General features: G+C 71.0%; 27 protein-coding genes and 1 tRNA gene. 10 read left to right on the top strand and 18 right to left on the bottom strand.

What is annotated here, in order from left to right:
• Positions 1 to 19: 19 nt before the first annotated feature.
• The 5 genes from groL to JNB62_RS06160 all read right to left on the bottom strand — a co-directional run bounded on the left by groL (position 20) and on the right by JNB62_RS06160 (position 4090).
• The gene (gene groL / locus JNB62_RS06180; RefSeq protein WP_220300000.1) at positions 20 to 1639 is read right to left on the bottom strand and encodes a chaperonin GroEL; all 1620 of its coding nucleotides are present in this window, start codon (positions 1637 to 1639) and stop codon (positions 20 to 22) included.
• A gap of 185 nt (positions 1640 to 1824) precedes the next feature.
• On the bottom strand, positions 1825 to 2025 hold the full coding sequence (locus JNB62_RS06175; RefSeq protein ID WP_045298154.1) for a cold-shock protein: 201 nt from the start codon (positions 2023 to 2025) through the stop codon (positions 1825 to 1827).
• Positions 2026 to 2157: 132 nt separating this feature from the next.
• Entirely contained in the window at positions 2158 to 2727 is a 570-nt protein-coding gene (locus tag JNB62_RS06170; RefSeq protein WP_220299999.1) for a LytR C-terminal domain-containing protein, read from the bottom strand.
• Positions 2728 to 2800: 73 nt separating this feature from the next.
• Positions 2801 to 3043, bottom strand: a complete 243-nt coding sequence (locus JNB62_RS06165) for a DUF3263 domain-containing protein (protein WP_220299998.1) — start codon at positions 3041 to 3043, stop codon at positions 2801 to 2803.
• A gap of 9 nt (positions 3044 to 3052) precedes the next feature.
• Positions 3053 to 4090 carry a DUF2332 domain-containing protein gene (locus tag JNB62_RS06160; RefSeq protein WP_220299997.1) on the bottom strand — a complete coding sequence of 346 codons (1038 nt, stop codon included), beginning with the start codon at positions 4088 to 4090 and terminating at the stop codon, positions 3053 to 3055.
• A gap of 89 nt (positions 4091 to 4179) precedes the next feature.
• Between JNB62_RS06160 and msrB the strand changes: the two genes are divergently transcribed.
• Positions 4180 to 4584 (top strand): peptide-methionine (R)-S-oxide reductase MsrB, encoded by a 405-nt coding sequence (gene msrB, locus JNB62_RS06155; RefSeq protein WP_220299996.1) that lies wholly within the window; start codon positions 4180 to 4182, stop codon positions 4582 to 4584.
• 71 nt (positions 4585 to 4655) lie between these two features.
• Positions 4656 to 5180, top strand: coding sequence for a nitroreductase family protein (locus JNB62_RS06150; RefSeq protein ID WP_220300279.1), 525 nt, complete (start codon positions 4656 to 4658; stop codon positions 5178 to 5180).
• A gap of 18 nt (positions 5181 to 5198) precedes the next feature.
• On the opposite strand, the gene bcp is transcribed toward JNB62_RS06150, so the two are convergent.
• The 3 genes from bcp to JNB62_RS06135 form a co-directional block, all read right to left on the bottom strand.
• Positions 5199 to 5672 carry a thioredoxin-dependent thiol peroxidase gene (gene bcp, locus JNB62_RS06145; protein WP_220299995.1) on the bottom strand — a complete coding sequence of 158 codons (474 nt, stop codon included), beginning with the start codon at positions 5670 to 5672 and terminating at the stop codon, positions 5199 to 5201.
• Between the two features lie 41 nt (positions 5673 to 5713).
• Positions 5714 to 6628: an HpcH/HpaI aldolase/citrate lyase family protein gene (locus JNB62_RS06140; RefSeq protein ID WP_223230980.1), complete on the bottom strand. Its 915-nt coding sequence runs from the start codon at positions 6626 to 6628 to the stop codon at positions 5714 to 5716.
• A gap of 114 nt (positions 6629 to 6742) precedes the next feature.
• Positions 6743 to 7708, bottom strand: a complete 966-nt coding sequence (locus tag JNB62_RS06135) for a DMT family transporter (RefSeq protein ID WP_308291736.1) — start codon at positions 7706 to 7708, stop codon at positions 6743 to 6745.
• A gap of 75 nt (positions 7709 to 7783) precedes the next feature.
• Here JNB62_RS06135 and JNB62_RS06130 point away from each other — a divergent pair, with 75 nt between their 5' ends.
• Positions 7784 to 8446, top strand: a complete 663-nt coding sequence (locus tag JNB62_RS06130) for a hypothetical protein (RefSeq protein WP_220299994.1) — start codon at positions 7784 to 7786, stop codon at positions 8444 to 8446.
• A gap of 48 nt (positions 8447 to 8494) precedes the next feature.
• On the top strand, positions 8495 to 8770 hold the full coding sequence (locus JNB62_RS06125) for a hypothetical protein (protein WP_220299993.1): 276 nt from the start codon (positions 8495 to 8497) through the stop codon (positions 8768 to 8770).
• A gap of 28 nt (positions 8771 to 8798) precedes the next feature.
• Here JNB62_RS06125 and JNB62_RS06120 read toward each other — a convergent pair.
• A tRNA-Thr gene (locus JNB62_RS06120) sits at positions 8799 to 8871 on the bottom strand.
• Between the two features lie 55 nt (positions 8872 to 8926).
• A complete protein-coding gene (locus JNB62_RS06115; protein ID WP_220299992.1) occupies positions 8927 to 9877 on the bottom strand; it encodes a DsbA family protein in 951 nt (316 codons plus the stop codon).
• Between the two features lie 252 nt (positions 9878 to 10129).
• Here JNB62_RS06115 and JNB62_RS06110 point away from each other — a divergent pair, with 252 nt between their 5' ends.
• Both JNB62_RS06110 and JNB62_RS06105 read left to right on the top strand, forming a co-directional pair.
• On the top strand, positions 10130 to 11233 hold the full coding sequence (locus tag JNB62_RS06110; protein WP_220299991.1) for an ABC transporter ATP-binding protein: 1104 nt from the start codon (positions 10130 to 10132) through the stop codon (positions 11231 to 11233).
• 86 nt (positions 11234 to 11319) lie between these two features.
• Positions 11320 to 12630: a DUF4032 domain-containing protein gene (locus JNB62_RS06105; RefSeq protein ID WP_220299990.1), complete on the top strand. Its 1311-nt coding sequence runs from the start codon at positions 11320 to 11322 to the stop codon at positions 12628 to 12630.
• Positions 12631 to 12644: 14 nt separating this feature from the next.
• Here the strand turns inward: JNB62_RS06105 and JNB62_RS06100 are convergent, their stop codons facing one another.
• Genes JNB62_RS06100 through cysS form a run of 3 tightly spaced genes read right to left on the bottom strand, consistent with a single transcriptional unit; the run spans position 12645 to position 15739 of the window.
• A complete protein-coding gene (locus JNB62_RS06100; RefSeq protein WP_220299989.1) occupies positions 12645 to 13289 on the bottom strand; it encodes an NAD(P)-dependent oxidoreductase in 645 nt (214 codons plus the stop codon).
• 25 nt (positions 13290 to 13314) lie between these two features.
• Positions 13315 to 14319, bottom strand: a complete 1005-nt coding sequence (gene rlmB, locus JNB62_RS06095) for a 23S rRNA (guanosine(2251)-2'-O)-methyltransferase RlmB (RefSeq protein ID WP_220299988.1) — start codon at positions 14317 to 14319, stop codon at positions 13315 to 13317.
• Positions 14312 to 15739, bottom strand: a complete 1428-nt coding sequence (gene cysS, locus JNB62_RS06090; protein ID WP_220299987.1) for a cysteine--tRNA ligase — start codon at positions 15737 to 15739, stop codon at positions 14312 to 14314. Before cysS ends, rlmB begins: the two co-directional genes overlap by 8 nt.
• Positions 15740 to 15811: 72 nt before the next feature.
• On the opposite strand from cysS, the gene JNB62_RS06085 reads away from it, so the two are divergent.
• Positions 15812 to 16741, top strand: a complete 930-nt coding sequence (locus JNB62_RS06085; RefSeq protein ID WP_220299986.1) for a DMT family transporter — start codon at positions 15812 to 15814, stop codon at positions 16739 to 16741.
• A 46-nt stretch (positions 16742 to 16787) separates the two neighbouring features.
• On the top strand, positions 16788 to 17255 hold the full coding sequence (locus JNB62_RS06080; RefSeq protein WP_220299985.1) for a GNAT family N-acetyltransferase: 468 nt from the start codon (positions 16788 to 16790) through the stop codon (positions 17253 to 17255).
• A gap of 102 nt (positions 17256 to 17357) precedes the next feature.
• Here the strand turns inward: JNB62_RS06080 and ispD are convergent, their stop codons facing one another.
• A complete protein-coding gene (gene ispD, locus JNB62_RS06075; protein ID WP_220299984.1) occupies positions 17358 to 18536 on the bottom strand; it encodes a 2-C-methyl-D-erythritol 4-phosphate cytidylyltransferase in 1179 nt (392 codons plus the stop codon).
• 88 nt (positions 18537 to 18624) lie between these two features.
• Positions 18625 to 19107: a CarD family transcriptional regulator gene (locus tag JNB62_RS06070; RefSeq protein ID WP_220299983.1), complete on the bottom strand. Its 483-nt coding sequence runs from the start codon at positions 19105 to 19107 to the stop codon at positions 18625 to 18627.
• A gap of 161 nt (positions 19108 to 19268) precedes the next feature.
• On the opposite strand from JNB62_RS06070, the gene JNB62_RS06065 reads away from it, so the two are divergent.
• Entirely contained in the window at positions 19269 to 19736 is a 468-nt protein-coding gene (locus JNB62_RS06065; protein WP_220299982.1) for a DNA modification methylase, read from the top strand.
• 93 nt (positions 19737 to 19829) lie between these two features.
• Here JNB62_RS06065 and JNB62_RS06060 read toward each other — a convergent pair whose 3' ends face one another.
• Together JNB62_RS06060 and JNB62_RS06055 are read right to left on the bottom strand one after the other, a co-directional pair.
• Complete coding sequence (locus tag JNB62_RS06060) at positions 19830 to 20513, bottom strand: response regulator transcription factor (RefSeq protein WP_220299981.1); 684 nt, start codon at positions 20511 to 20513, stop codon at positions 19830 to 19832.
• The gene (locus JNB62_RS06055) at positions 20510 to 21772 is read right to left on the bottom strand and encodes a sensor histidine kinase (protein WP_220299980.1); all 1263 of its coding nucleotides are present in this window, start codon (positions 21770 to 21772) and stop codon (positions 20510 to 20512) included. The genes JNB62_RS06060 and JNB62_RS06055 overlap by 4 nt, the downstream gene beginning before the upstream one ends.
• Positions 21773 to 21938: 166 nt before the next feature.
• Here JNB62_RS06055 and phoU point away from each other — a divergent pair, with 166 nt between their 5' ends.
• The gene (gene phoU, locus JNB62_RS06050) at positions 21939 to 22622 is read left to right on the top strand and encodes a phosphate signaling complex protein PhoU (RefSeq protein WP_220299979.1); all 684 of its coding nucleotides are present in this window, start codon (positions 21939 to 21941) and stop codon (positions 22620 to 22622) included.
• A gap of 66 nt (positions 22623 to 22688) precedes the next feature.
• Here the strand turns inward: phoU and JNB62_RS06045 are convergent, their stop codons facing one another.
• Complete coding sequence (locus JNB62_RS06045) at positions 22689 to 23438, bottom strand: phosphoglyceromutase (protein WP_220299978.1); 750 nt, start codon at positions 23436 to 23438, stop codon at positions 22689 to 22691.
• Positions 23439 to 23443: the final 5 nt, after the last annotated feature.

Below are 23443 nucleotides of genomic sequence, written 5' to 3'. Positions count from 1 at the left end.
CGTCAGCGAGTGGGCTGGATCAGAAGTCCATGCCACCCGTCGGGTCGCCGGCCGGGGCCGCGACCTTCTCGGGCTTGTCGGCGACGACGGCCTCGGTCGTGAGGAACAGGCCCGCGATCGACGCGGCGTTCTGCAGCGCCGAACGGGTCACCTTGGCGGGGTCGATGATGCCCTGCTGGAACAGGTCGCCGTACTCGCCCGTGGCGGCGTTGAGGCCGTGACCGAGCGGGAGCTCCGAGACCTTGTTCGCCACGACACCCGGCTCGAGACCGGCGTTCAGGGCGATCTGCTTGAGCGGAGCCTCGATCGCGACACGCACGATGTTGGCGCCGGTCGCCTCGTCGCCCGACAGCTGGAGGGCCTCGAGGGCCTTCTTGCCGGACTGGATGAGGGCGACGCCACCACCGGCGACGATGCCCTCCTCGACGGCGGCCTTCGCGTTGCGGACGGCGTCCTCGATGCGGTGCTTGCGCTCCTTGAGCTCGACCTCGGTGGCCGCGCCCGCCTTGATGACGGCGACGCCGCCGGCGAGCTTGGCGAGGCGCTCCTGCAGCTTCTCGCGGTCGTAGTCGCTGTCGGTGTTCTCGATCTCGCGGCGGATCTGGGTCACGCGACCCTCGATCTGCGCGGTGTCACCGGCGCCCTCGACGATCGTGGTCTCGTCCTTGGTGACGATGACCTTGCGCGCACGGCCGAGCAGGTCGAGGGTGGCGTTCTCGAGCTTGAGACCGACCTCCTCGGTGATGACCTGGCCGCCCGTGAGGATCGCGATGTCCTGCAGCTGCGCCTTGCGGCGGTCGCCGAAGCCGGGGGCCTTGACGGCGACCGACTTGAAGATGCCGCGGATCTTGTTGAGCACGAGCGTCGCGAGAGCCTCGCCCTCGACGTCCTCGGCGATGATGACGAGCTCCTTGCCGTCCTGGATCACCTTGTCGACGACGGGCAGAAGGTCCTTGATGTTCGAGATCTTCTGGTTCGCGATGAGGATGTACGGGTCCTCGAACACGGCCTCCTGGCGGTCGGGGTCCGTGACGAAGTAGGGGTTGATGTAGCCCTTGTCGAAGCGCATGCCCTCGGTGAGCTCGAGCTCGGTGCCGAAGGTCTGCGACTCCTCGACGGTGACGACGCCCTCCTTGCCCACCTTGTCGATGGCCTCGGCGATGAGCGCGCCGATCTCGGGGTCGGCGGCCGAGATCGAGGCGGTCGCGGCGATCTGCTCCTTGGACTCGACCTCCTTGGCGGAGTCGAGCAGCTCGGCGGTGATGGCGGCGACGGCCTTCTCGATGCCCTTCTTGAGCGAGATGGGGTCGGCGCCGGCCGCGACGTTGCGCAGGCCCTCGCGCACGAGCGCCTGGGCGAGGACGGTCGCGGTGGTGGTGCCGTCACCGGCGACGTCGTCGGTCTTCTTGGCGACCTCCTTGACGAGCTCCGCGCCGATCTTCTCGTACGGGTCGTCCAGCTCGATCTCCTTGGCGATCGAGACGCCGTCGTTCGTGATCGTGGGGGCGCCCCACTTCTTCTCGAGCACGACGTTGCGACCGCGCGGGCCGAGCGTCACCTTGACGGCGTCGGCCAGGGTGTTCAGGCCGCGCTCGAGGCCACGACGGGCCTCCTCGTCGAAAGCGATGATCTTTGCCATGTGTGTGTCGTCCCTCCGGAACGTTGGCTTTGGGTATTAGCACTCAACAAACGTGAGTGCTAAATCATTCTGGCACTCGACCCTATCGAGTGCAAGCCGTGGTGAGGGACGCCGAAACGCACGGAAACGGGATGCCATGGCATCCCGTTTCCGGATCGTTCAGCGCGAAGCGCGCACGGTGGTCTTCAGACGACGCGCACCGACTCGGCCTGCGGGCCCTTCTGGCCGGAGCCGACGGTGAACTCCACCGTCTGGCCCTCTTCGAGCACGCGGAAGCCCGACATGTCGATGTTCGAGTAGTGGACGAAGACATCCTGGCCGTCGGCGACGGTGATGAAGCCGAATCCCTTCTCGGCGTTGAACCATTTCACGGTGCCCTGGGTCATGCGTGTTTCTCCTGTAGCCGGCGGTGCAGGGCTTCATCGTATGCAGGACGGCACCGGCGACCGCGGCGTTTTCGTCACTTGTTGACACGCAGGCACACAAGTGTTTACCGGCGCGAAACACGCGGCCGCGCGTCAGGGCGTGGGTGCGGGCGACTGCCCGGCAGCGGTGCGGTCGAGACCCACCACGATGGTGAGCAGCTTCGCGTCCGGCGATGCCGCCACGTAGGCGTCGCTCTGTTCGGTCGCCGCGCCGCCGATCGCCTCGGCGAGGCCCTTCGCGGCGGCCTCGTCGGCGGGGGTGCTGTAGAAGACGGTCGTCGTGGGGAAGTCCTGCGAGCCCGCCTCGCCGGCGGTCACCGCGTCCTCGGGCCAGCCGGCCGCGACGACGTCATCCTTGAGCTGGGTGGCGAGGCCCTGCTCGGGCGTCGCGTTGAGGATCTGCACCTGGTAGGTCGTGTCCTTGACGGGCGCGACCTCGGGCAGCGGGGTGCTCGTCGGGGTCGGCGTGGGCGCGAGTTCGATGCGGCCCGACGCGATCAGCGTGCCGAAGATGCCGGCGGCGATGAGCACGACGGTCGCGAGCGCGGCCCACAGCAGCACCACCCATCCGCGCATGCGGGGGTTCTCGGCCCGGTGGGCGCCGACGCGATCCGTCTCCGGCAGGTCGTCGAAGCGATCCTGGGGGTAACGGGAGGTCGGCACCCGTCGATGTTACCCGGCCGCACCTGTGCGTCCGGTCCGACTGTCCGGCGGGTGCGGCCTGCGTGCAATCCGGTCAGCGGGCGGCGCGCGCGGCGCGTTCGTGCACGCGCGCGTCGCGCTGGCGGCGCAGACGCTTGACCAGCATCGGGTCGTGCTCCTGCGCGTCGGTCGTGTCGATGAGCCGCCCGAGCAGCTGGTAGTACCGCGCCGGCGACAGTCCGAGTTCGGCGCGGATGGCCTCCTCCTTCGCACCCGCGTGGCGCCGCCATTCGGCCTCGAAGTCGAGGAGGGCGCGGTCGCGGTCGGTCAGAGGCACACCGCCACGCTAGCCCGCGGCATCCACCGATCCGTCGTCCGACGCGCGCCAGCGCACGAATCCGCCGAGCGGATCCACCGTCGCAAGCGGCTCGGCGTCCCGAGCGAGCACGAGGCCGTCCTCGGAGCCCGGATGCCGCCCTCCGTGCAGTGCCGGCGGATCGATCGTGATCCACACCGCGTCGAGGTCGCGGATGGTCGCGATCAGACGCTCGCGGCCGTCGCGGGCGATGTGCGGGAGCACGCCCGGGGTCGTGACGACGAGGGTCGCACCCTCCGGCGCCCGCGCGGCGAGCCCGCGCAGCACCTCCGGCTCGGTCGCGTCACCCGTGACGAGCATCGGAGGATCGGCCGCGACGATTTCGAGCGCCGCGCCGATGCGCTCGGCGCGGCCGTCCTCGCCCGGCCACACGAGACTCGTGAGAAAGCGACGATCGGCCGGATCGGCCGCGTCGAGCGGATGCAGGTCGATGCCGGCGCGCCACACGACGTGCGGCAGCCGCAGGGGCGGATGACCCTCCGTGTCGCACTCCAGCACGACCGTCGACGGACCCGTATCGGGATCGAGCGCGACGACCCCGGCACTCCCCCGGTAGCAGTACGAGTAGAGGTCGGGGTACAGGCACAGCCCCGCGCTCGCGCCGACCTCGAGCAGCGCGACCGGGCCGTCGACGCCGGCGAGAGCGGGCAGCAGCGCCGCGCAGCGCTGCGGCTCATTCGTCTGCAGCCGGCGGGTGGATGCCTCGGCCACCAGCTGCTCGTCATGTGCGCGCACCCAGGCGGCCCATGCCGCGTAGCCGGCTTCGGGCGCCCCGAGCATGCGCGAGACGGCGAAGACGAGCGGCGGCTGGCGGCGGGTCGCGGGGATGCGCGAGAGGATGCGGGCGACCTCGGCGTCGCCGGCGACGCCGTCCGCCCACGCGGCATAGAGCGCGGAGCGCCCCGGCGCCTCATCGCGGGCGAACCGCGCGTAGCGCTCCACCGTGCGCTCTCGCTCATCGGCCGCGCGTTCTCGGGCCATCGGGTCATCGGCGGTCGCGGCATCCATCCCGTCATCCTCTCGCAGCCCGAGACCCGCTGCGCTGGGGTTGAATGGAACGTGCAGTGCACGAACCCGACGCGTGCCGAGGAGGACCCATGACGTACGCCGTTGACAAGAGCGACGAGCAGTGGCGCGCCGAGCTGTCGCCCGAGCAGTACGCGGTGCTGCGCGAGGCGGGCACCGAGCGGCCGTGGACCGGCGAGCTGCTCGACGAGAGCCGCGCCGGCCTGTACACGTGCGCGGCATGCGGGGCGGAGCTGTTCCAGAGCGGCACCAAGTTCGACTCGCACTGCGGCTGGCCGAGCTTCTACGAGTCCGTGCGCCCCGAGGCCGTCGAGCTGATCGAAGACACCAGCCACGGCATGGTGCGCACCGAGGTGCGCTGCGCGAACTGCGGCTCGCACCTGGGCCACGTGTTCCCCGACGGCTTCGGCACGCCCACGGGCGACCGCTACTGCATGAACTCGCTCTCGCTGCAGTTCACGCCCGACGAGGCCTGATGACCGTCCCGACGCCCTCTGCACACGCCGCTGACGCATCGCACGGACCCGCGGGGCGCGTGAGCCCGGCGATGGACGCGGCGCTCGCCCGCCGCTCGTGGTCGAAGGTCACCGACGAGGCTCCCACGCACGACGAGCTGCTGCGCTTCGTCGCGGCCGCCGGCCGTGTGGCCGACCACTCCTCGCTGCGCCCCTGGCGGCTCATCGAGCTGCGCGGAGACGACCGCGAGCGGCTCGGCCGGGCCATCAACAAGGCGGACGGCGAGAAGGGCTCTTCGTCGAAGCCGCTGCGTGCGCCGCTGCTGATCGCCGTGGTCGCGAGCTACCGCAAGAGCCACAAGGTGCCCCGGTGGGAGCAGGAGGCCGTCGCGTCGGGCGTGGCCCACCTGATGAGCCTGCTGCTGGACGAGGCGGGGTGGGGCGTCATCTGGCGCACCGGCCACTACACGCGGTCGAAGGCGGTCGCCAAGCTGCACGGGCTCAAGAAGAACGAGGAACTCCTCGGCTGGCTGTACGTCGGCGGCAAGCCGAAGAACTCCCGGCCCGAACGGCGCAAGGCCGTCGACGCGCGGGAGTTCCTCAGCCCGCTGCCCTGACGGCCGCCGCGCCCGAGCTCAGGCGGCGAGCTGCTCGCGCAGGCGGGCGACGTGGCCGTTCGGGTCGACGCCGTACTCCGCCGACTCGATCGTGCCGTCCGCGTCGAGCACGAACGTCGAGCGGATGAGGCCGACGCGCTCTTCGCCGTTCACGACCTTGGTGCCCCACGCGCCCCAGGCCTCGGCGACGGCGTGGTCGGCGTCCGACAGCAGCGGGAACGTCAGCTGCTCGGCCTCCGCCCACTCGGCCAGGCGCTCGACCGAGTCGGGCGAGATGCCGACGACGGCGACGCCCGCGGCCTGCAGCGACGCGAGGTTGTCGCGGAAGTCGCACGCCTCCGTGGTGCAGCCGGGCGTGAAGGCAGCCGGGTAGAAGTACACGACGAGCCTGCGGCCGGCGAAGTCCTCGGGGCGCACGACGGCGCCGGTGGCGTCGGGCAGCGCGAAGCCCGGGTTGGCGTCGCCTGCGGAGAGGTGGATGCCGTCACCCATGGGATGTTCCTTTCGACGAGTCGATGCGGTTGCGGTGGCCCCTACGAGGTGGGGTGGACCCCGAACGCGAGAGCCAGCTTCTCGATCTTCTGCGCGCGGCCGAGGCGCGGCAAGTCGCTGCCGTCGCGGATGACGCGGCCGCGACCTTCGAAATCGGCGAGGAAGTCCATCGCCCACAGCACCTCGCTCGGGGTGGGGCAGATGACCTCGTTGATGACGGGTGCCTGCTCCGCCGCCAGGCACAGCTTGCCGGTCATGCCCATCGACACCGTGATGCCCGACTGCTCGCGCAGCGTCGGCATGCTGTTGCCGACCGTCGGCCCGTCGATGGGGCCCGGCAGATTGCCCACTCGGCTGGCGACCACGAGCCGGGCACGCGGGTAGGCCATCGCCTCGGCGTCGGCGCTCATGCCGGTGTCGCGGCGGAAGTCGCCGCTGCCGAAAGCGAGCCGGAAGGCGCCGCGGGCGCGGGCGATGTGGGCGGCGTCCTCCATGCCCAGGGCCGACTCGACGAGGGCGACCACGGGGACGCTGCCGCCGAGACGGTCGAAGGTGCTCGTCACCTGGTCGGCGGACTCCGTCTTGGCCAGCATGACGCCCAGGAGCGTCGGGATGCCGGCGAGCGCGGCGAGGTCGTCCGACCAGTACGGACTCGCGGCGTCGTTGACCCGCACCCAGGCTCGGCCGCCGGCCCGCAGCCAGTCGGCGACGTCCTGTCGCGCCTGCGGCTTGTTGCTGGGGTCGACGGCGTCCTCGATGTCGAGCACGACGGCGTCGGCGCGCGAGGCTGCCATGTCGTCGAACGTGTCGGTCCGCGTCCCGGGCACCAGCAGCCACGAACGGGCGATCGACGGGTCGACCGGACGGTGGCGGGCGGGACGCACAGCGACCCTGCTGCGCAGGTCGTCTTCGGGATCGAGGACCTCGGGGCCGCTGCCGTACGGATCTGCAGACATCTCACTCTTTCTTCGTCGGCTCGTGGCGCGGTCGGGGTACCGGCGGGCCGGGCCTCTCCATTCCATCACGCTCCCGAGCCGGGTGCGTCGGGCCGCCGAGCCGGTGCTGCGGCCTCAGCGCCCGCCGCGCGTCCAGCGCCAGGGCACGGCGGCGACCACGACAGACAGGATCGCGAGCGACGACATCAGCAGCGACTGCCACAGTGCGGGAGCGGCAGCAGTGGGCCACAGCGCATCGATCACCACGGACGTCACGACCTGCCCGACGACGGTGCCGAGCCCGAGCAGCAGCACGCCGGTGTAGGGCACGAGCGCGGCGGCGAGGAAGATGTAGGTCACGCCGATGACGCCGCCGATGTAGAGCCACGGCTCGGCCGGGTACTCCGTCGGCGGGGGCGCCACGGTGAACGAGTGCACGAGCTCCGCGACGCCGAGGACGACCGTGCCGCCGATGAAGTTGACGAGCGTGGCGGTCAGCGGCGTGCCGACGCGCTGGCGCAGGCGTCCGTTGACGGCGGACTGCCAGGCGATGCCCGCGCCGACGAGGAACGGCAGCACGATGAGCACGGGCGGTGCGTGCACGCCGCCCGCGAGCGACACGGCGGCGGCGAGCATCGCGAGCGCTCCCCCGACGAGTCGCGCGGGCGTCACCGCGACGACGCCGGCGGGCCCGATGCCGGAACGGTCGAGCAGCAGTCCGCTCACCGTCTGCCCGGCGACGACGCCGACCGTGAACAGCGCGACGCCGATGATGCCGACCGCGAGCGACTGCGTCGCGACCGAGAGCGCGCCGGCGATCCCGCCGCACAGCATCCAGAACGGGATGCCCCGCCGCCCGTCCGGTTCGCGTCGCCGCAGTCCGGCCACCAGCGCCGCGAAGCCGCGGCGGCCCTGCGGGATGACGAGCGAGAGCACGATCAGCACCACGAGCCCGGAGCCGAACGAGATGACGGCAGCGGTGAAGCCGTCGCCCAGCCGCGTGCCGAGCTGGCCGTTGATGCGCGCCTGGATCGCCGTGAGGACGCCGATGACGGCCGCCGCGCCGAGGCCCATCCAGGCGGGCAGGCGGCGTTCGGTCACCGAACAATCATGCCCTGCCGTCGCGTGGGGTCCCGCCGCCTCCCGCGCCTCGGAGCGCGGGAGTTACCCTGGAACGTGCCCGTCTCGTCGCGAACCCGAACACTCCTCACGTGGCTTCCCGCCACGGTGCTCGTGCTGATCATCGCGGGCGTCGTGGTCGCCTCCCTCGCGATCCAGGGTTCGTGGTGGGCACAGGATCGACCGGCGGCATCCGACGATCAGCGGGCCTCGGACGGATCGAGCATGCTCACCGACACCGGCTTCGACTACGTCAACGTCTCGGGGACGTTCAAGGTGCGCATCGGCGAGGGCGGCCTGTCTGCCGCCGAGCTCGGACTGCCCGCCGACGGCGAGAAGTCCGCGGAGTTCCGTCGCCCGGTGCGCGCCGTCGTCGCCGCGGGCGACGAGCTGTACGTGCTGGACGACATCTCGGGCCTCACCGCCACGAGCGTCGACGGCGAGCTGGCATCGATCACGTTCGTCCCCGACGTGACCAGCAACTGGAGCGGAGCGCTGAACTACCTGCGTGCGCTCGGCCCGGACTTCGGCTGGGATGCCGCACAGCTGGATCCGCTGACGGCACAGCTCGGCGAGTTCAACCGGACCGGCGACGGCGAGACGTTCACGGCGCAGATCGGCCCGTCGGAGGGCGGCCCCGCGAGGATCACGGGAAACATCGTGTTCGACCGCGCGACCGGCGCGACGCCCGTCACGATCACGTTCGTGCCGGCCGACTGACCCGCGCCGCCGCCGAGGACGCCGTCCCCTCTTCGTAGAGTGGAGGGCATGCTGATCGGTCGCATCCGTCCCGTCGAGACCCGCACGTTCGAGGTGCAGGGCGAGTCGCTCGCCGCCCTCCGCGCCGCCGTGGACGCGCAGCTGCCCGCCGGCTGGATGGTCGTCGACGTGCCCGCCGCGATGCCGAAGGGCTCGCAGCTGCTCACCTCGACGGCCACCATCGCGCGTCGCGACGGCGTCGAGCAGATCGAGGCCGAAGACCAGGCCGCCCTGGAGGCGAAGGTGCCCGAGGGATGGCAGCTGCTGAGCGTGCACAGGGTCTGAACCGCCGCGTTCGGCGCCACATCGTCGGTGCCGGCTACAGGACTTGAACCTGCAACCCCCGTATTACAAGTACGGTGCGCTACCAATTGCGCCAAGCCGGCAGAGCGCCCAGTCTAGCGGCGCCCGTCCCGCGCCCGTCATCACGGGCGCCGCGGGTCACGGTGCGGGGGTGACCGTCGGCGTGGGCGTCGCCTTGTAGTACGAGTCGCTCGCGACCGTCAGCACGAACTGCGCGAACTCCTTGGGGTCGTCGATCTTGCCGACGTACTGCGTGCCGTTGACGAGGATCATCGGGGTCGCGGTGAGGGCGACGCCGCCCGAATCGGGAAGCTCCTTGAGCGCCTGCTCGGTCGCGGTCTTGACCCACGGCGCGTACGACTGCGACTCGATGCAGCTGCGCACCACCTTGGGCCCGTCGACGCCCACCGCCTGCGCGAGGTCGGCCAGCTCCGAGTCGCTGAGCCCGTCGGAGTCGACGCTCGGCTGCTGCGTGAGCAGCGCGTTGTTGAACGCGAAGAAGTAGTCCGGCGAGTTCTGTGCGACGCACGCGGCGGCGCCGGCGGCGCGGAGCGAGTACTTCGTGCCGTTGGACTTCGCCGTGAGCATCGCCACCGGGTAGTAGGTCAGCGTCGCCGCACCCGAGTCCACCCACTGCGACAGCTGCTTGACGTTGGCGACCTGGAAGTCGCGGGATCCGCTCGACAGGTAGTCGACGTAGACGCGGATGTCGACGGCCGGGGCCTCTGTCGGCGTCGCCGTCGGGGTCGGCTCCGCCGCCGTCGCTGCCGCGTCGCCTGTCGGGGCGGGCGTCGCCTCGGCCGCGCCGGCACCGTTCTCGGTCGTCGGCACGCCGGTGCCCGTCACGCCGGTGACCACGAAGCCGCCCGCCACGTTCGACGGATCGGCCATCGGCTTGGAGGCGCTCGAAGAGACGGTCCACGTCACCACGACGGCCACCGCAGCGATCACGGCGACACCCAGGGTGACCAGCGTCGTCCGGCGGATGGCCCGGGCACGCGACTGGCGCGCCTTCACCTGCTGCGCCTTCTCGCGCACGGCGTCTCGGCGCTCGCTGGACGCGGCGTTCGTTGACTCGTCGCTCGACATGGAACCTCTCGTGGCGAAGCCGTCTCGCGGGCTGCGGGGCGGAGAAACTGCGCGGGGCCACACGGGAAAGCGGCCGTCCACGATGCTAGCCAGCCACCCTGGGAAATGCCCAGACGCAACCTCCGTGCGCGGTGTGTCATGGCGCGTGGCATACTGATGCGAGCGCCCGATGACGGGCGTGCGGGAAAGCCCCCGCTCATTCCATCACTACGGATCGTCCGGCACGTACCTGCCGGTGAAGGAGAAGAGAACATGGCGTCCGTCACGTTTGACAACGCAACCCGCCTTTACCCCGGGGGCACGCGCCCCGCGGTCGACAAGTTGAACCTCGAGGTCGCCGACGGCGAGTTCCTGGTTCTCGTCGGCCCGTCGGGCTGTGGCAAGTCCACCTCGCTGCGCATGCTGGCCGGCCTCGAAGAGGTCAACTCGGGCCGCATCCTCATCGGCGACCGCGACGTCACCGACGTCCCGCCGAAGGACCGCGACATCGCGATGGTGTTCCAGAACTACGCGCTGTACCCGCACATGACCGTCGCCGAGAACATGGGCTTCGCCCTGAAGATCGCCGGCGTCGGCAAGGAGGAGCGCGCCGCCCGCGTCCTCGAGGCCGCGAAGCTCCTCGACCTCGAGGAGTACCTGACCCGCAAGCCGAAGGCCCTCTCGGGTGGTCAGCGTCAGCGTGTCGCGATGGGCCGCGCGATCGTCCGTCAGCCGCAGGTGTTCCTCATGGACGAGCCGCTGTCGAACCTCGACGCCAAGCTCCGCGTCCAGACCCGCACGCAGATCGCGTCGCTGCAGCGCCGCCTCGGCGTCACGACCGTCTACGTCACGCACGACCAGACCGAGGCCCTCACCATGGGTGACCGCATCGCGGTCCTCAAGGACGGCCTCCTGCAGCAGGTCGGCACCCCGCGCGACCTCTACGAGAAGCCGAACAACGTGTTCGTCGCCGGCTTCATCGGCTCGCCCGCCATGAACCTGTTCCCGGCGAGCATCGCCGAGGGCGGCGTCCAGTTCGGCGACAAGGTCGTCGGCGTCGAGGCCGACACGCTCGGCAAGGCGCACGGCTCGGATGTCACCATCGGTGTGCGCCCCGAGGACATCCAGGTCGCTCCCGAGGACGGCAAGGGCCTCACGGTCACGGTCGACCTCGTCGAGGAGCTCGGCGCGGACGGCTACCTGTACGGCCACGCCGACGTCGACGGCAAGCGCACCGACATCGTCGCGCGCGTCGACGGCCGTCGTCACCCGAACGCGGGCGACAAGGTCACGCTGGCTCCGGTCCCCGGTCACGTGCACGTCTTCGACATCGAGTCGGGCGAGCGCCTCACCGACAAGGCCATCGCTTCGGCGTAAGCAGTTCCTTCGCGACGGCGCGGGCGGGAGTCACTCCCCCCGCGCCGTCGCGCTGTTCCCGCCGAACCTGACGACGAGGAGGCGCGTTGTCCGACGCGTTGAGCATCACCGCGAGCAGTGTCGATCCCGGCCTGCTCACCCTGCCGTGGTCGACACCGCTCGGCGAGTGGCCCTCGAACCACATCGTCTTCCTCCCCAAGGGCATCTCACGCCACCTCGTCCGTTTCGCGAACCTGTCGGGCCGCGTCGTCGCGATCAAAGAGACGACCGGGGCGATGGCGCGGCGCGAGTACGACATGCTCGGCAACCTCGCCCGTCTCGACGTCCCGTGCGTCGAACGGGTCGCCGTCATCGCGGGACGGAAGGATGCCGACGGCACACCGCTCCCGGCGGCGCTCGTCACGGCGCATCTGAAGTTCTCGCTCCCCTACCGCGCGCTGTTCACCCAGGTGCTGCGCCCCGACACCGCCACGCGGCTCGTGGACGCCCTGGCGCTGCTGCTCGTGCGCCTGCACAACGTCGGCTTCTTCTGGGGCGACGTGTCGCTGTCCAACACGCTGTTCCGCCGCGACGCCGGCGCCTTCGCCGCGTACCTCGTCGACGCCGAGACCGGCGAGCTGCACGAGAGCGGCCTCACACCCGGCCAGCGCGCGCACGACCTCGACGTCGCCCGCACCAACATCGCGGGCGAGATCATGGACCTCGAGGCCGGTGGGCGCCTCGAAGGCGGCGTCGACGCCGTCGCGATCGCCGACGGCATCGTGTCGTCGTACCATTCGCTGTGGGCCGCCCTCACCGACGAGGAGTCGTTCCGCGCCGACGAGGCCTGGCGTCTCACGCAGCGCGTCCAGCGCCTGAACGACCTCGGCTTCGACATCGGCGAGATGTCGATCCAGACGACCGCGGACGGCACGCGTGTCTCGATCCAGCCGAAGGTGGTGGATGCCGGGCACCACCAGCGCCGTCTGCTGCGGCTGACCGGTCTCGACGTCGAAGAGAACCAGGCGCGCCGCCTGCTGAACGATCTGGACGAGTTCCGGGTGCGCGTCTCGAGGCTCGGAGACGACGAGGAGATGGCCGCGCACGAATGGCTGACGCGGGTGTTCGAGCCGGTCGTCAAGGCGATCCCGTGGGACCTGCGCGCGAAGCTGGAGCCTGCCGAGGTCTTCCATCAGCTGCTCGAGCACCGCTGGTACCTGTCGCAGGCGAAGGGCAAGTCGGTGCCGCTCGCAGAGGCGCTGTCGAGCTACATCGACAACGTCCTGCGCCACCGTCGTGACGAGGCGACCCTCATGGGTCCGCCGACCGAGACGGTCTCGCTGCCGGTCATCACGTCATCGAGCCCCATCGTCGATGACGACGAGGACGACGACATCGACTGGCGCGACCTCGTCTGACCGGAGACCCGCCGTCAGTAGCCGACGGTGAAGCGGCGGCGCGAGTGCCGCGGGTTCTCGATCTCGTCGACGATGGCGACGGCGAGGTCGGGCCCCGAGATGTACGACTCGCCCTCCGCGTCGGTGACGACGACGTCGCCGCCCGTGCGGTACTCGCCGGTGCGCTCCCCCGGGTTCCACGCGCCGAAGCCGCCGGCCGGGTGGATGTAGAACCAGTCGGCAGCGTCCGGCGACAGCGACTGCAGGTCCTCGAGCACGCCGAGCGCTTCGAGCGCCTCGGGCTTGTAGTCCTCCGAGAAGGTCGGCAGGTCCACCAGGCGCTGGCCGCCCTCCGTCACGAGGCTGCCGCCCGCACCGCCGATCACGCCGATACGCACGCCCTCGGGCAGGGCCGACACGAGCGCCGCGATGTTCGGGCGCACGAGCCCCGCCATGTCGCCGCGCGGGGCGACCGCCGAGACGACGACGTCCACACCCTGGAGCTGTGCGAGCAGCGAGGGGACGTCGGTCAACGACCCCTCGATGTACATGGCACCGGGCTGGCGCTCGCTCGGGATGCGCCGCGCGATCGACAGCACGGTGTGCCCGCGGCTCACCGCCTCGGCGACGATGTGACGGCCGGCGTAGCCGGAGCCTCCGATGACGGCGATGCGAGCCATTGCGTGAGCCTTTCGGTGTGGTGGATCAGGCCAGCTGGCCGCTGCGCAGCGACGACACCTGGTACAGGGCGACGGACGCCGCGATGCCGGCGTTCAGCGATTCGGTGGCCGACGAGATCGGGATCGACACGATCTGGTCGCACGTCTCGGTGACCAGGCGCGAGAGCCCCTTGCCCTCGGAGCCCACGACGATCACGACCGGCCGGTCTGCGAGCTGCAGCGCCGGAAGCGACACGTCGCCGCCGCCGTCGAGGCCGAGCACGAACACGCCCTGCTTCTTGAACTCCTTGAGCGTCGTCGTCAGGTTCGGTGCGACGGCGACCGGGATGCGCGCGGCCGCACCGGCGCTGGTCTTCCACGCGGCCGAGTTGACGCCCGCCGAACGGCGCTGGGGCACGATCACTCCCTGACCGCCGAACGCCGCGGTGGAGCGGATGATGGCGCCGAGGTTGCGGGGATCCGTGACGCCGTCGAGAGCGATCAGCAGCGGCACGGCGCCGCCGTCGATGATCTCTTCGAGCAGGTCCTGAGGGTGCGCGTACTCGTACGGCGGCACCTTGAGCGCGACGCCCTGGTGGACGCCGTCGAAGCCCGCCATGCGGTCGAGCTCGGGGCGGGTGACCTCGAGCACGGGGATGCCGCGGTGGGTCGCGATCGACAGCATCTCTTTCACGCGGTCGTCCATCTCGACCCGCTGCGCGATGTAGAACGCCGTGGCCGGGATCTTCGCGCGCAGCGCCTCGAGCACCGAGTTGCGCCCAGTGACGGTCTCGGTGTCGTCACCGGCCTTCGACTTGCCCGACCGGTTCGGGTTCGACCCCTGGGGCTTCTGGCCGGGCTTGCCCTTGCCGCCTGCGGCGGCGTAGCGCTCGGCCGCGGCCTTCCGCTTGCCGGCGACGTGCCAGGCGCGGTCCTCGGCCTTCGGGGTCGGGCCGCGCCCCTCCAGCGCCTTGCGGCTGTGCCCGCCGGTGCCCTTCTGGGCGCCCTTCTTCTTGCTGTTGCCCGCTCCGGGGCGGCCTGGCTTAGCCATCGCTGTAACTCCAGTGTGTTCCGTCTGCTGAATCTTCGAGGACGATGCCCGCCGCCGCGATCGCGTCGCGGATGCGGTCGGCCGCCGCCCAGTCCTTCGCCGCGCGCGCATCGGCGCGCTGGGCGATCATCGTCTTCACGAGCGTGTCGAGCGCGGATGCCGCCGCCGACGCGTCCGCCGCCCGCCACTGCGGATCGAGGGGGTCGATCCCGAGGATGCCGGTCATCACCGCGACATCCGCGAAGGCACGAAGGGCGGCATCCCGATCGCCCGCGTCGAGCGCCGTGTTGCCCTCGCGCACCGTCTCGTGCAGCACGGCGAGCGCCTGGGGCACGCCCAGATCGTCGTCGAGGGCGGCCGCGAAGCGCGCAGGGACGACGGCATCCACGATCACGTCGTCGGCGTCGTCGCGCAGCGTGCGCACGGCGCGCTCGAGGAACGTCCGGATGCGGTCGATCGCGGCCTCTGCCTCGTCGAAGGTCGAGGCGGTGATGTCGAGGCTGGAACGGTAGTGTGCGGCGGCGAGCGCGTAGCGCACGACGAGCGGGTCGCGTTCGCGCAGCACGTCCTCGGCGAGGATGAAGTTGAAGAGCGACTTCGACATCTTCTGCCCGGCGACCGTGACGAGGCCGTTGTGCACCCAGTACCGCGCGAACGCGTCCCCGGCCGCCGTGGACTGGGCGAGCTCGTTCTCGTGGTGCGGGAAGCGCAGGTCGAGCCCGCCGCCGTGGATGTCGAACTCGTCGCCGAGGTAGCGCCGAGACATCGCCGAGCACTCGATGTGCCAGCCCGGACGGCCGGCGCCCCACGGCGACTCCCAGCTCGCCGAGGCGGGCTCGTCGGTCTTGCCGCCCTTCCACAGCGCGAAGTCGCGCGGGTCGCGCTTGCCGCGCGGATCGGCGTCCGAGGCGGGCTCCATCGCGTCGAGCGACTGGTTGGTGAGCGATCCGTAGGCGGACCACGAGCGCACGTCGAAGTACACGTCGCCGGCGGCGTCCGAGGCGGGGTCGGCGGGGTACGCGTGCCCGGCGTCGATCAGCCGCTGGATCAGCTCCTGCATCTGCGGGATGGATGCCGTCGCCCGCGGCTCGTACGTCGGCGCGAGGATGCCGATCGCGGCGTACGCGCGGGTGAACTCCTGCTCCATGCGGTACGCGAGCGCCCACCACGGCTCACCGTCGGTGGCATTGGCGAGCACCTTGTCGTCGATGTCGGTGACGTTGCGCACGAACGTCACGCGGCCGTACCGATGCGCGAGCCAGCGACGGAGGATGTCGAAGCTCAGTGCGCCGCGCAGGTGCCCGATGTGGGGTCCGGACTGGACGGTCGGCCCGCACACGTAGATCGTGACGTTCCCGGGGTCGAGCGGCACGAAGTCGCGCAGGGCCTGCGCCTTGGTGTCATAGAGCTGAACCGTCACTGCACCAGCCTACCGGCGCGCCCCTGGGAAGCAGCGGGTCGCGACGGCCGGTGCGCCTGGTAGAACTTGACCGTGCTGCACGTCCTCGCCGTCCTCGCCGCCGCGCTGCTGTTCGGCACCACCGGAACCTCGCAGGCGCTCGGTCCCGAGGGCACCACGCCCCTGTCGATCGGCGTCATGCGCATGGTGATCGGGGGCACGGGGCTCGCGCTCATCGCCTTCACGCTCGCCGCACGTCACGCGCGGCGTCACTCCGGTGCGGTCCGCCCGCGGCTGAGCGCGCGACCGCTCGCGCTCATGGCGCTGACCGGTGCGTGCCTGGCGCTCTACCAGCCGCTGTTCTTCGTGGGCACCGAGCGCAACGGCGTCGCCGTCGGGACGGTCGTCGCACTCGGCTCGGCCCCGATCCTCGCGGGACTGCTCGAATGGGGGCTGACCAGAAGGATGCCGAGCCCGACGTGGATGGGCGCGACCGCCCTCGCGACGCTCGGCGTCGTGCTGCTGGGGTTCGGCGGCGAGGCCGGCTCCGGCGGCGGCACCGACGCCGTGGGCCTCCTCGGCTCGATCGGGGCGGGCGCGTCGTTCGCGGTCATCGCGAACGCGCAGCGGCGCCTGCTCGACGACGGCTGGGACCCCTTCACGGTCGTGGGCGCCATGGGTGCCGGCTCGGCCGTGCTGTGCGCCGTCGCGGTGCCGTTCGTCGACCTCTCATGGCTCGGCACGCCCCGCGGGCTCACGATGGCGCTGTGGCTCGGCATCGGCACGATCGCGATCGCCTACGTGCTGTTCACGTGGGGCCTCAGCGGGCTGACGGCGGCCACGGCCGCGACACTGACGCTCGGCGAGCCGCTGACCGCCGGCATCCTGGGGATCGTGGTGCTGGGCGAACGGCTCTCACCGCTCGCGATCGCCGGTCTCGTCGTGCTCGCCGCGGGCCTCGCGCTGCTGGCGTGGGGATCGCGGGCGCCCCGCGACCCCGAGCCGTTCGCCGTCGAGGCCTGACGCGCGAAACAGCGCGGCAATACGCGCGTGGCACACTGGGCGCGTCATGCAGAGCACCATCGAGATCCGTTCCGACGACCTGAGCGGCGACGCCACCCGTCGCCTCGTCGCCTTCCACCTCGCGGCGTTGAGGGGGACCGCCCCGCCCGAGAGCGTGCATGCGCTCGACGTCGACGCGCTGCGCCGTCCGGGCATCTCGGTGTGGTCGGCGTGGGCCGAGGATCGGATCGCCGGGATCGCAGCGCTGCGGGAACTCGCGGCCGATCGCGGAGAGATCAAGTCGATGCGGGTCGACGACGGCTTCCGCGGGGCGGGCGTGGGTCGCGCGCTGCTGGAGCACGTCGTCCGCTCGGCCCGCGAGCGCGGCATGACGAGCCTGTGGCTCGAGACCGGCACCACGGAGGACTTCGCCCCGGCACACCGTCTGTACGAGAGCGCGGGGTTCGTCGACTGCGAGGCGTTCGAGGGCTATCGGCCCGATCCGCACTCCCGCTTCATGACCCTGACGCTCTGAATCGGTTCACATGCGCTGGACGCACGGCCGAACGGGGTCTTCGCGTACGAACAGCGCAAGTGAACGGGATGTCAGGTCGCAGAGACGCCGTCCGCGCGACGGTCAGGCGGGGATGACGATCGCCACGGCGAGGGCGGACACACCCTCGGTGCGGCCCGTGAAGCCCAGGCCGTCGGTGGTCGTGGCCGACACCGACACCGGCACTCCCCCGAGCGCGTCCGACAGCACCTGCTCGGCCTCCACGCGCCGCGCGGCGAAGCGCGGCCGGTTCGCCTGCACCTGCACCGACACGTTGCCCGCGCGCCACCCCGCCGCGCGAAGGATCTCCGCCGTGCGGCGGAGGAACGCCTCGGCGTGCGCGCCGGCGTACTCGGGCTGATTGGTGCCGAAGTGCGTGCCGATGTCGCCCAGCCCGGCCGCCGACAGCAGGGCGTCGACGATCGCGTGGGCGACGGCATCCCCGTCGGAATGCCCCGACAGGGCCCGCTCACCCGGCCACTCCAGGCCCGCCAGCCGCAGGACGCCGTCTCCGCCGAACGCGTGCACGTCGGTGCCGATGCCCACGCGCGGCAGTGCGACCGCCGCCGTGTCGGCGCCGACCAGGTGCCGCGCACGGTCGAGGTCCGCCCCGGTCGTGATCTTGAAGGCGAGGGGATGCCCCGGCACGGCCGACACGGCATGCCCGGCTTGGGCGACCAGCGCCGCGTCGTCGGTGAAGTCGTCGATCGCCGCGGCGTATGCCGCGTCGAGCACATCACGGCGGAATCCCTGCGGCGTCTGCGCGGCCGCGAGCTCTGAGCGATCCACCGCGGCGAGGATCTCGTCGCCCGAGACGCGCTTGATCGTGTCGATGACCGGCAGCACCGGGATCGCCCCGGCGGCCCCGGCGTCGATCGCGCCGATCACGCGGGAGAACACCTCGGGCGGAGTGAGCGCGCGAGCAGCGTCGTGGACGAGCACGACCTCGACGTCGCCCCAGAGCGCGGCGAGCCCCGCCGCCACCGATTCCTGACGCGTGGTGCCGCCCGTCACGACCGTGACGAGGTCGGCGCGGTCGCCCGCTGCCTCGATCGCCTCCGTCCGGGCGTCGCCCTCGCGTCCGGCGGGCGCGACGACGACGACCTGCGCAGACGGTGCGGAGAAGACGCCGTCGAGGGCGTGGCGCAGGATGCTGTGCCGGTCGATCCCGACGAAGGCCTTGGGCCCCCCGGCACCGAGGCGGGTGCCCGATCCGGCCGCCACGACGACGATTCCGACACGCGGGACGGGGAGGATGCTCACCCGTTCACGCTACCGCGAGCGGCGCCGAGAGCCCGCGTCCGGACACAGTGAAACGGCGCCCCCTGCCGGGGACGCCGTTCCAGAAGTCTCAGCTTGCGAGGACCTCGTCGAGGATGACGCTGGCCTGCTCCTCGTCGGTCTTCTCAGCGAGCGCCAGCTCGGAGACGAGGATCTGCTTGGCCTTCGCCAGCATGCGCTTCTCACCCGCCGACAGGCCGCGGTCCTGATCGCGGCGCCACAGGTCGCGCACGACCTCGCTGACCTTGATGACGTCACCGGAGGCGAGCTTCTCCAGGTTCGCCTTGTAACGGCGGGACCAGTTCGTCGGCTCTTCCGTGAACGGCGCGCGCAGCACCTCGAAGACCCTGTCGAGGCCCTCCTTGCCGATGACGTCGCGAACCCCGACGAGATCGACGTTCTCTGCGGGTACTTCGATGATGAGATCACCCTGCGTGACGTTGAGCTTCAGGTACTTCTTCGTCTCGCCCTTGATGATCCGGTCTTTGACCTCGATGATCGTTGCCGCCCCGTGGTGGGGGTAGACGACCGTCTCGCCAACCTCAAAAAGCATGGAGTTATGTCCTTTCGGCAACCTCCAGGATACCACAGGCGAAATACGCTAAGGTTCTCCGCCCCCGGGGGCGGGCACGGCGTTCGCGGCACCGTCGTGCTCAACGCGAGTCAGCGCGAACCCCTAGACTGGCGGGGTACCGACATGTCCTGGGAGGATCTGTGAACCGCCGCCTCATCGCGTCACTGGCCGTCGGGGCCGCTCTCGTGCTCACGACCACCGGCTGCAGCATGATCTCGCCGCAGGCGACCACGATCCCCTACTCGGCCGCCGAGGGCGTCAACGTCCACGATTCCGGCCCTCTCGAGGTGCGCAACGCGTTCATCGTGGCCAACGAGGACGGCACGGCCGGCAACTTCGTCGCCGCGATCGTCAACCAGACCGAGGACTCGCACACACTGAACGTCGAGATCGGCGAGGGCGGCCCGACCCTCACCGTCCGCGTGCCGGCGAACACCACGGTGAGCCTCGGCTCCGACGAGGACGAGCCGCTCGAGATCGAGGACTTCGAGGGCCTGCCCGGCACCGACGTCGACACGTTCTTCCAGTCGGGCGACAGCGACGGCGCGCTCATCGCCATCCCCGTGCTCGACGGCTCGCTCGACTACCTGACGGCACTGGCCCCCTGACACCGCGGTGAGGGACCGGCAGCGTGCCGGCATCCTCATCGCGAAAGACGGAGCGGGGCGCGTCCGACGACGCGCCCCGCTCCGTCTTTGCGTTCAGCCCTCGAAGCGGTACCCGAGGCCGCGCACCGTCACGAGCATCTCGGGAGAGCCGGGGTTCTGCTCGATACGCGAGCGGATGCGCTTGATGTGCACGTCCAGCGTCTTGGTGTCGCCGAAGTAGTCGCTCCCCCAGACCCGGTCGATGAGCTGGCCGCGCGTGAGCACGCGGCCGGCGTTGCGCATCAGCACCTCGAGCAGCTCGAATTCCTTGAGCGGCATGTTGATCTCGTCGCCGTCGACAGCGACGGTGTGGCGGTCGATGTCGAGCACGACGCGCCCGCCTTCGAGGACGCGGTCCTCGAGGTCGGCGTCGATCTGCGAGAAGCGCCGCAGCACCGCGCGCATGCGGGCGAGCAGCTCGCGCGCCGAGTAGGGCTTCGTCACGTAGTCGTCGGCGCCGAGCTCGAGCCCGACGACGATGTCGACCTCGGAGTCCTTCGCGGTGAGCATGATGATCGGCACGGCGGACGTCGTGCGGATCTGACGGCAGACCTCCGTGCCCGGCATGCCCGGGAGCATGAGGTCGAGCAGCACGATGTCTGCTCCGCGGTCGCGGAAGGCGCCGAGCGCGGCAGGGCCGTCCTCGGCGATCTCGACCTCGTAGCCCTCGCGGCGAAGGAGGTAGGCGAGCGGGTCGGCGAGGTCCGGCTCGTCCTCGACGATCAGGACGCGGGTCATGCGGGTTCTCCATTCGCAGCGGGTTCGGCGGCCGGCGCAGGGGCCGGGGTCGTGGGCCTGGGCGGCGGCGGGGTGGCAGGGCGCTTCTTCTTGCGGCCCCGTTTGGGAGCGGGTTCGGCCGCAGGGGCCGCCGACTCGGGCAGGCGGATCGTGAACGTCGAGCCCCGCCCGGGGCGCGACCACAGCCGGACCTCGCCGCCGTGGCGCTGCACGGCGTGCTTCACGATCGACAGTCCGAGTCCGCTGCCGCCGGTGCGGCGCGCCCGTGCGGGGTCGGCGCGGTAGAACCGCTCGAACACGCGGTCCTGCTCGCCCTCGGCGATGCCGATGCCCCGGTCGGTCACGGCGATCTCGACGACCCCGTCGACCGACTTGACGCCCACGCCGACGCTCGACCCGCGGGGCGAGTACGCGATCGCGTTGGCGATGAGGTTGCCCACCGCCTCGCTCAGCACCTGTGCATCACCCTGCACGTACAGGCCGCGGATGCCGCCGCGCACGACCTCGACGCCGGCGGAGTCGGCCTGGATCGCGTGCGCGTCCAGCGCCGAGGCCACGACCTCGTCGATCGACACGTCGCGCTGCGGCAGCTCGTCCGACGCCTGCAGGCGCGAGAGGTTCATGATGCGCGACGTCAGCAGTGCGAGACGGGATGCCTCGGCCTGGAGTCGCGCGGTGAAGATGCGCACCTGCGGCGGGTCGTCGGCGGCGGACTCGATGGCCTCGGCGAGGAGGCTCACCGCACCCACCGGCGTCTTGAGCTCATGGCTCGTGTTGGCGACGAAGTCGCGTCGCATCTCTTCGACCCGCTCGCGCTCGGTGATGTCGCGCAGCACGAGGAGCGTGAGCCGGGGAGAGATGCGCGTCGCGCGCACCGCGACCAGGCGGGGCTCCGCCGGCAGCGCCCCGCGGCGCAGCCGCATGGTCTCGGTCGCCGTGGTGAGCCCGGTGTCGGTGCCGCTCGTGCGCACCCGCCGGGCGAGCGCACGCAGCTCCTCGGTGGGGAACGTCCCGCCCTCGACGAGCTCGAACGGCGCGGCGGCGGCCGATGCGGCGAGCACCGTGAACGACGAGTCCACGACGACGACCGCGTCGTCCATGCCGTGGAGCACTTCGCGCACGCCGTCCGGCACGTCCGCGGACATCTCGACCCGTGCGCGATCGCGCGCGCGCAGGGCGGCGAAGATGACGGCGGCGACCGATCCGCCGACGATGACCCCCACGAGAAGGGCGAGCAGCGCGAGCTGCGTGGAGTCCATGTCCCCCAGCGTAGGGGCACCTCCGGGCGCCTCTTCGCCGTGAGGGCCCCGGTGCGCCGCGTGGCCGGCAGTGTTCACCGATGCGGCACCGTCCGTTAACCTTCTCTGACGAGAATCGCCGGGGCCGCGGGCGGACGCCTGCCCGAACCACGAAAGGTGCATCGGAATGCGCGAAGTCTTCCACCAGTCCCTCGAGGACGTGCAGGGGCGTCTCGTCGAGATCGCCGAGCTCGTCACGGTGGCGATCGACAAGGCGACGCGGGCATTCGGCACGAGTGACGTGGCGCTGGCCGAGGAGGTCATCGAGGACGACGCGGTGATCGACGAGCGAGCCGTCGAGCTCGACGAGCTCGCGATCGAGATCCTCGCCCGGCAGCAGCCCGTCGCGCGCGATCTGCGCATCGTCGTGAGCGCACTGCGGATGAGCGCGTCACTGGAGCGCATGGGCGACATCGCCGAGCACATCGCGCAGCTGACGCGCATGCGGTTCCCCGAGCGCGCCATCCCCAAGGGCCTCAAGTCGACGTTCCTCAAGATGGGCGAGCTCGACGTCGAGGTCGCGCGTCAGCTCACCGAGCTGCTGCGCACGCAGGACGAGTCGCTCATCGAGGCGATCCGCAACGCCGACGACCGGCTCGACGCGCTGCACCTGTCGGTGTTCGAGAAGGTGCTGAGCGACAGCTGGCAGGGCGAGGCCGCCGCCACCGTCGACGCCACCCTTGCCAGCCGCTACCACGAGCGCTTCGCCGACCACGCGGTGTCGGTCGCCAAGAAGGTGCTGTACCTCTCCACCGGCGACTGGACCACGACCACCGACACGATCACGATCGTCTCGCCGGACCAGCTTTAGGCGGCGACAGCAAAAGGAAGAGTGGATGCCTCGTGCGAGGCATCCACTCTTCTTTCTTGTCTGACGTCAGGCCTTGCCCTGGTTCGCCACGGCGGCCGCACCGGCGGCGGCGGCCTCGGGGTCGAGGTACTCGCCCGGGCCGAGGGGCTGCAGGTTCTCGTCCAGACGGTAGACCAGCGGGATGCCGGTCGGGATGTTGAGCTCGGCGATGTCGGCGTCACTGATGCCGTCGAGGTGCTTCACGAGGCCGCGCAGCGAGTTGCCGTGGGCGGTCACGAGCACCGTCTTGCCGGCCTTCAGGTCGGGGACGATGTCGCTGTGCCAGTACGGCAGCATGCGGTCGATGACGATCTTGAGCGACTCGGTGTCGGGCACCTCGCCGTCGATGCCGACGTACCGCGGGTCGCCGACCTGGCTGTACTCGTCGTCGGCCGGGAGCGGGGGCGGCGGGACGTCGAACGAGCGGCGCCACAGCATGAACTGCTCGTTGCCGAACTCTTCGAGGGTCTGCGCCTTGTCCTTGCCCTGGAGGGCGCCGTAGTGGCGCTCGTTGAGGCGCCACGACCGCTTGACCGGGATCCACAGGCGGTCGGCGGCGTCGAGGGCGATGTTCGCCGTCTGGATCGCACGGCTGAGCACCGAGGTGTGCAGGACGTCGGGCAGGATGCCGGACTCGGCGAGCAGCTCGCCGCCGCGCTGGGCCTCGGCCTTGCCCTGCTCGGTGAGGCGGACGTCGACCCATCCGGTGAACTGGTTGGTCTTGTTCCACTCGCTCTGGCCGTGTCGGAGGAGGATGAGCGTATAGGGCGCGGTCATGGCTT

Origin of the sequence: Microbacterium jejuense (assembly GCF_019511665.1) — a bacterium.
In the GTDB taxonomy this organism is placed as follows: Bacteria; Actinomycetota; Actinomycetes; order Actinomycetales; family Microbacteriaceae; genus Microbacterium; species Microbacterium jejuense_A.
Note: the sequence above shows the minus strand (reverse complement) of the source record. Positions and strands in the feature narration are given on the sequence as shown.

Coding starts and splice junctions, on each gene's coding strand:
- JNB62_RS06055 (WP_220299980.1), bottom strand. CDS start 21,772: ATGGACTCCACGCAGCTCGCGCTGCTCGCCCTTCTCGTGGGGGTCATC.
- JNB62_RS06070 (WP_220299983.1), bottom strand. CDS start 19,107: ATGCTTTTTGAGGTTGGCGAGACGGTCGTCTACCCCCACCACGGGGCG.
- phoU (WP_220299979.1), top strand. CDS start 21,939: ATGCGCGAAGTCTTCCACCAGTCCCTCGAGGACGTGCAGGGGCGTCTC.
- JNB62_RS06110 (WP_220299991.1), top strand. CDS start 10,130: ATGGCGTCCGTCACGTTTGACAACGCAACCCGCCTTTACCCCGGGGGC.
- JNB62_RS06115 (WP_220299992.1), bottom strand. CDS start 9,877: ATGTCGAGCGACGAGTCAACGAACGCCGCGTCCAGCGAGCGCCGAGAC.
- JNB62_RS06080 (WP_220299985.1), top strand. CDS start 16,788: ATGCAGAGCACCATCGAGATCCGTTCCGACGACCTGAGCGGCGACGCC.
- JNB62_RS06060 (WP_220299981.1), bottom strand. CDS start 20,513: ATGACCCGCGTCCTGATCGTCGAGGACGAGCCGGACCTCGCCGACCCG.
- JNB62_RS06150 (WP_220300279.1), top strand. CDS start 4,656: ATGGACGCGGCGCTCGCCCGCCGCTCGTGGTCGAAGGTCACCGACGAG.
- JNB62_RS06175 (WP_045298154.1), bottom strand. CDS start 2,025: ATGACCCAGGGCACCGTGAAATGGTTCAACGCCGAGAAGGGATTCGGC.
- rlmB (WP_220299988.1), bottom strand. CDS start 14,319: ATGGCTAAGCCAGGCCGCCCCGGAGCGGGCAACAGCAAGAAGAAGGGC.
- bcp (WP_220299995.1), bottom strand. CDS start 5,672: ATGGGTGACGGCATCCACCTCTCCGCAGGCGACGCCAACCCGGGCTTC.
- JNB62_RS06140 (WP_223230980.1), bottom strand. CDS start 6,628: ATGTCTGCAGATCCGTACGGCAGCGGCCCCGAGGTCCTCGATCCCGAA.
- JNB62_RS06125 (WP_220299993.1), top strand. CDS start 8,495: ATGCTGATCGGTCGCATCCGTCCCGTCGAGACCCGCACGTTCGAGGTG.
- JNB62_RS06045 (WP_220299978.1), bottom strand. CDS start 23,438: ATGACCGCGCCCTATACGCTCATCCTCCTCCGACACGGCCAGAGCGAG.
- msrB (WP_220299996.1), top strand. CDS start 4,180: ATGACGTACGCCGTTGACAAGAGCGACGAGCAGTGGCGCGCCGAGCTG.
- JNB62_RS06100 (WP_220299989.1), bottom strand. CDS start 13,289: ATGGCTCGCATCGCCGTCATCGGAGGCTCCGGCTACGCCGGCCGTCAC.
- groL (WP_220300000.1), bottom strand. CDS start 1,639: ATGGCAAAGATCATCGCTTTCGACGAGGAGGCCCGTCGTGGCCTCGAG.
- JNB62_RS06160 (WP_220299997.1), bottom strand. CDS start 4,090: ATGGATGCCGCGACCGCCGATGACCCGATGGCCCGAGAACGCGCGGCC.